Annotated in this window: 2 protein-coding genes; both read right to left on the bottom strand. The window is 75.3% G+C overall.

Annotated features, from left to right (window positions below; all coding sequences use genetic code 11):
• Positions 1-265 precede the first annotated feature (265 nt).
• Entirely contained in the window at positions 266-1,321 is a 1,056-nt protein-coding gene (locus NUM_RS24490; protein ID WP_207127276.1) for a zinc-dependent metalloprotease, read from the bottom strand.
• A 637-nt stretch (positions 1,322-1,958) separates the two neighbouring features.
• Entirely contained in the window at positions 1,959-3,416 is a 1,458-nt protein-coding gene (dacB, locus tag NUM_RS37355) for a D-alanyl-D-alanine carboxypeptidase/D-alanyl-D-alanine endopeptidase (RefSeq protein WP_225918826.1), read from the bottom strand.
• Between the last annotated feature and the right edge of the window lie 1,951 nt (positions 3,417-5,367).

Here is a 5,367-nt window from a genome sequence, read left to right as displayed (position 1 = left end):
GGCGCCACGAACGCGGTCGCCGCCGCCAGCGCCAGCGAGTCGGGGCCGCCGGAACAGGCGACCAGCACCGTACCGCCGGCGGGCAGGCCGGCCAGCGACCGGCGCACCGCGACCCGCACCGCCGCCACCGCGGCCGGCAACCGTGCCACCGGCTCAGCTCCGGCCGAGCGCGCGGCGCGACCACCGACCGCGGCGGCGCCGCCGCCCGGCATGACCGTCCGGGCGCGACCGCTGCCCGGGCCCGGCGACGTTCATCCCGCGGGCCTCAGATCTCGGTGCCGTGCACGCGGCGCAGCCAGGCGTCCGGGTCGGTGATCTCGGCCAGCTGCGGCAGCGTCTCGGCCGACTCCCAGACCTTGTTGAACGCGTCCATGCCGACCCGGTCCACCAGCGCGGTCACGAACTTGTTGCCCTCCGCGTACTGCCGCATCTTCGCGTCGATGCCGAGCAGCTTGCGGATCACCCGCTCCACCGGGTTCGTCGTCTCCCGGCGCCGGTTGAACTTGCTGCGGATCTCCTCCACCGACGGCACCACCTGCGGCCCGACCGCGTCCATGATGTAGTCGGCGTGCCCCTCCAGCAGCGTCATCAGCGCCGTCAGCCGGTCGACCACCTTGCGCTGCGCCGGGGTCTGCACCAGGTCGAGCACGCTGGACCGGCTGTCCGGCGACCGCACCGCGTCGGCCAGCGACTCCATCGCGTGCCGCAGCCGGTCGGCCAGCTGCTCGGTGTCCGCCCGCGACGCGTCGACGAACTCGCTGACCTGATCCAGGAAGTACTGCCGGAGCCACGGCACCGCCGTGAACTGGGTGCGGTGCGTGACCTCGTGCAGGCACACCCACAGCCGGAAGTCACGCGGCCGGGCGCCGAGCTTGCGCTCCACCTCCACGATGTTCGGCGCCACCAGCAGCAGGTTGCCCGGCTCGCCGGAGAACACCTCGTACTGCCCGAGCACCTTGCCGGACAGGTAGCCCAGCACCGTCCCCGCCTGCACGCCGGTCAGCCGGGACCCGACCTGCTGGGTGAACGCACCCGGCTCCTTGCCGGCCAGCGCCCGCTCCATCAGCGGGGTCATCACGTCGCGCAGGCCGCGCAGGTTCGCCGCGGCCCAGTCGGCCCGGTCCACCACCCGCACCGGTGGGTGCGCCGTCGTGGTGCCGCTCAGGCCGGTCGTGGCGATCACGTGGCCGGCCGCCTCGTCAGTCAGTTGACGCAGGTCGCCCACCACCTCGGCCGCCTCGTCGAAGCTGACCCGTGGACCCGCTTTCGAGATGGTCCCGGCCGTGCTGATGGCAAGATCCCAGTCCACAAACTGCGTCATGGTCCAACGGTACGTGCCCGCCGGCGTACCCGCCCAGCATCGACCTGCTTGTGCGGTTCGGTGTGCGGGGCAAAAGCCACCTCTGTTTACTGTTTTGGCCCCTTGTGGGGGAACGTGGGGAGCGGGCTTCGCCCCTCCCCACACCCCTCCCCATCAAGGGGGCAGTCGCCCCCTTGACATCCCCTGCTCGGGAATCGGTGTTCAGGCAGGACGCCGCCTGGCCGCTTCGGAACGACGGGGCCCGGTGCGGCCTGCCCATCGACGCTGAGCCCGCCACGACACCAACCCAACCCCGCCCGCGACGCGACACGGGGTCGAAGCGGGCGTTGCCGTGATGGGTAGGCCGAGCCGCTTCCCCGTTCTTCTTCGACGCCTGCTCGGCGTCGATGGGCAGCAGCACCGGAGGCTGGGCGGGGATGGCCAAGGGGGCGGCCCCCTTGGCGGGGAAGGAGCGCGAGGAGGGGGCGAAGCCCTCTCCTCGCATTCCCCCACAAGGGGTCAAGCGGCGAACAGAGGTGGCCTTTACACCACCAGCCCGAGCGCACCAGCGGGCAGAGGTGGCCGCAGCCCGCAGCGGACGGACGCGGGGGTGGCGCGGTGACCAGGCGGCTCCGTAGCAGGAGACGCCAGGTCACCGTCAGCGGCAGCCGCAGCCCACCAGCGTGGTCGCGGCCCTGTCCAGAGCGGCCTCGGCGCCACTCCAGTCGGTGACACCCTCGGCCATCATCGCGAACGCGAGCAGCCGCCCGTCCGAGTCGAGTACCAGGCCGGCGAGGGTGCTGGTGCCGTTGAGGCTGCCGGTCTTCGCGCGGATCATGCCGGCGCCGGTGGCGTCCCCGGCCGACGACGTGTACCGGTTCAGCAGCGTCCCGCTGTAACCGGCGACCGGCATCCCGGTCCACACCGGCCACAGCTTCGGGTGCTTGCCGTCGGTGATCGAGGTCAGCAGGCTGGTCAGGAACGACGGTGAGATCCGGTCCTTGCGGGACAGCCCGCTGCCGTCGTGCAGCTGCAGCCCGGCGGTGTTCAGGCCGAGCCGCTTGATCACCTCGGTCGTGGCCGCCGCACCACCGGCGAACGAGGCCGGCTTGTCCTCCGCGAGTGCCACCTGGCGGGCCATCGCCTCGGCGATCACGTTGTCGCTGCGCTGCAGCATCATCTCGATCAGGTGCAGCAGCGGCGGCGACTTGACCGCGCCGAGCCGCCGGGCACCAGACGGTGCGGTGCCGTGCGTCACGGTGTTCGTCGGGGCGCCGATCAGCTGGGCCAGCTTGCGGCCCGCGTCCAGGTCCGGTTCGGTGCTGCGGACCGCGGTGGCGCCGTTCGGGTCGACCCGGCCGGCGTTCAGCATCACCGGCCGGATCGGCGCGGCGTCGCCCCCGGAGACGATGTCGTCGTCCCAGCCGGGGCCGGTGCCGGGGCCGCCGAACAGCGACGAGTCCACCAGTATCCGGGTCGGTTTGGTGCCGTGCAGCGCCTTCTTGACCTGGTCGGCGAGCTTGTCCAGTCGGGCCGCCTCCGGGTAGATGCTGTGGTCGTTGGTGGCCAGGGTCGGGTCACCGCCGCCGACCAGGACGACCTCGCCCGGCTTCGGGCCGGCCACCGCGCTCGTGGTCAACCGGTACGTGGGGCCGCGCACGGTCAGCACGGCCGACGCGGTGACCAGCTTCGTCACCGACGCCGGCACCTCCATCGCGTCCGGCGTCTTGCCGTACAGGGCGCTGTTGGTCGCCACGTCGACGACCGACACGGCGGTACGGGCGCCGAGCCGCGGATCGGTGAGCTTCGGGCCGAGGACCCGGGCGATCCCGGCCGGCGTGGGCGCCGCCGCCCCCGACACCGGCGACAGCACCGGACTCGGCGCCGCGGTCGACGGCGACGGGGACGGCGTCGCCGCTCCGGCGAACAGCTTCTCCACCGGGCCGGGCCGGAACACCACCAGGCCGCCGGCGATCAGTACCAGCACGCCCAGCGCGGCGAGCGCGGCGATCAGGATCCGGTTCGGCCGACCCGGCCGCCGCGCCGGTGGCGGCACGTCGGCCGGCGGTGGCGGTGTCGGCGGCCGCGCCGGCAGCCGCAACGTCGGCGGCTCCACCGGTACCGACGACGTGCCGGCCCCCGCGGCGCCGAGTGCCTGCGTCGCCTCGGTGTCCGCCGTCCCCCCGGCGACCTGCGCCGCCCCGGCCGCAGGGGAAGTCTGCCCGGCCCCGGAGGTCGGGGTGACCTGCGCCGTCCCGGACGAGGCAGCTCCCTGCGCTGCCCCGGCCGCCGCAGCACCCTGCGCCGTCCTGGACGCGGCAGGCCCCTGCGCTGCCCCGGGACTCGGGGGGACCTGCGCCGTCCCGGACGCGGCCGGACCCCTCGCCGGGCCCGAGGCGGAAGGAGGCTGTGCTGTCCCGGAGATGGTGGGGACCTGCGCGGTTCCGGACGCCGGGGTGGCTGCCCGCTCGGTACCTGCCGTGGGCACCTGGGCGGTGCCGGTGGCCGCGGTGGATCCGGTCACGCGATCGCCGGCCGGTCGGCGGGTGGCCGGCCCGCCCTCGTCCGGTGCCGCAGTGTCCGAGTCAGGCGACGACGACTCGGTGAACGCCGGGATCTGCGTCGTCGGTGGGTCTGCCGCGTCCGGAGCCGGGAACGCCCGGGTCGGTGGCTCGGCGCGCTGCGGCGATCCCTCGTCGGGGCCGACGGTGGATCGCGGTGGCGGGGCAGGCGACGCGGCCGGCCCGCTGGACGAACGCGCCGGTTCGGCGGGCGTCACCGCCGCGGTACCCCGGGCCGGCGGCTCCGTCGGTGGCCGGACCGTGGCCCGGCCGCGCGGCGTCGAGTCGCCGGGCACCGGCCGGCGGGCCGGCGCGTGTTCGATCGGTTCGGCCGGCGGCGGTGCGCCCAGCGTCGGTGCCGGTTCGATCGGCCAGCTCGGCCAGTTGACCCGTCCCTCCGGCGGCGACGCCGAGTCTCCCGCTGGGGGCGCCGGTTCGCCCGGCGCGGACTGCTCGGCCCGGCTCGCCGCGTCGGCTGGCTCGGCCGTACCGGACCTGCCGCCCGGTGGTGCGGTGGGCGAGGCCGGCGCTGGCCGGGAGTCGTCCGGCCGCGCCGGCTCGACCGTCGCTGCCGACTCCGCCGCCGGCATGGTCGACCGCGCCGATCCCGTGGTCGACTGCGCCGAGTCCGCGGTCGGGTGGGCCGAGTCCGGCGGTGCGGTCGGCTGTGCCGAGTCCGGCGATGCAGTCGGGTGGGCCGAGGGCGTCGCGGTCGGATGCGCCGGCGCCGGCAACGTCGCAGATCGGTCGACCGGGGTACCGGTGGCGGGCGGCGTCCGGGTCGCCGGCGGCTCGTTGGGTCCCGCCCAGCGAAGGCCGGACAGGTCAAGGATCTGCGTGCTGTCGGTACCGGTGTGCTCGGCCCGGTCCCCACCGGGCCTGCCGGGTTCGGCGCCGGAGGCGTTGCCACCAGCGGGTTCCGCCGCGGTCCTGTCCGTATGGCTGGCGGTGGCCGAGACCGCGTCCCCGGTGTCGTTCGCCGTGTCGTCGTGGGCCTCGCGTGCGCCCGGGCCGATGGTTTCGGCTGCGGCGTCCTCGCCTGCGGCGGTTCCGCCAGCGGTGCCCTGGCCTGCGGCCGGTTCGGCTGCCGTGCCCTGGTCCTCAAGGACTTCGCCTGCGGTGCCGTCGCGTCCGGCGGTCTCGGCCGCGGTGCCCTGATCCTCGGGGACTTCGCCTGCGGTGCCGTCGGGCCCGGCGGATTCGGCCGCGCTGCTCGCTGCGGGCTCGAACTCGGGTCGGGGCTCGGGGCCGGATTCAGCCGCAGGCGCCGGCGCCGGGTCGGTGCCGGACCCGGCCGCCAGCCCGGATTCGGCGCCGGGCTGGGTCTCACCCGGGCGCCCGCCCTCGACGTCGGATTCGGGCCTGCCGCCGGCTTCGGGCCCGGTGTCGGGCTGGGACCCGGTGTCGGGCTGGGACCCGGTGTCGGGCTGGGACCCGGTGTCGGGCTGGGACCCGGTGTCGGGCTGGGACCCGGTGTCGGGCTGGGACCCGGTGTCGGGCTGGGAC

Origin of the sequence: Actinocatenispora comari (genome assembly GCF_017312725.1) — a bacterium.
GTDB classification, from domain to species: domain Bacteria; phylum Actinomycetota; class Actinomycetes; order Mycobacteriales; family Micromonosporaceae; genus Actinocatenispora; species Actinocatenispora comari.
The sequence above is the reverse complement of the archived record's forward strand: the minus strand, read 5'-3'. Positions and strand labels throughout refer to the sequence as shown.

What these genes read in the sequence shown, in the direction of transcription:
- NUM_RS24490 (WP_207127276.1), bottom strand. Translation starts at nt 1,321, where the DNA reads ATGACGCAGTTTGTGGACTGGGATCTTGCCATCAGCACGGCCGGGACC.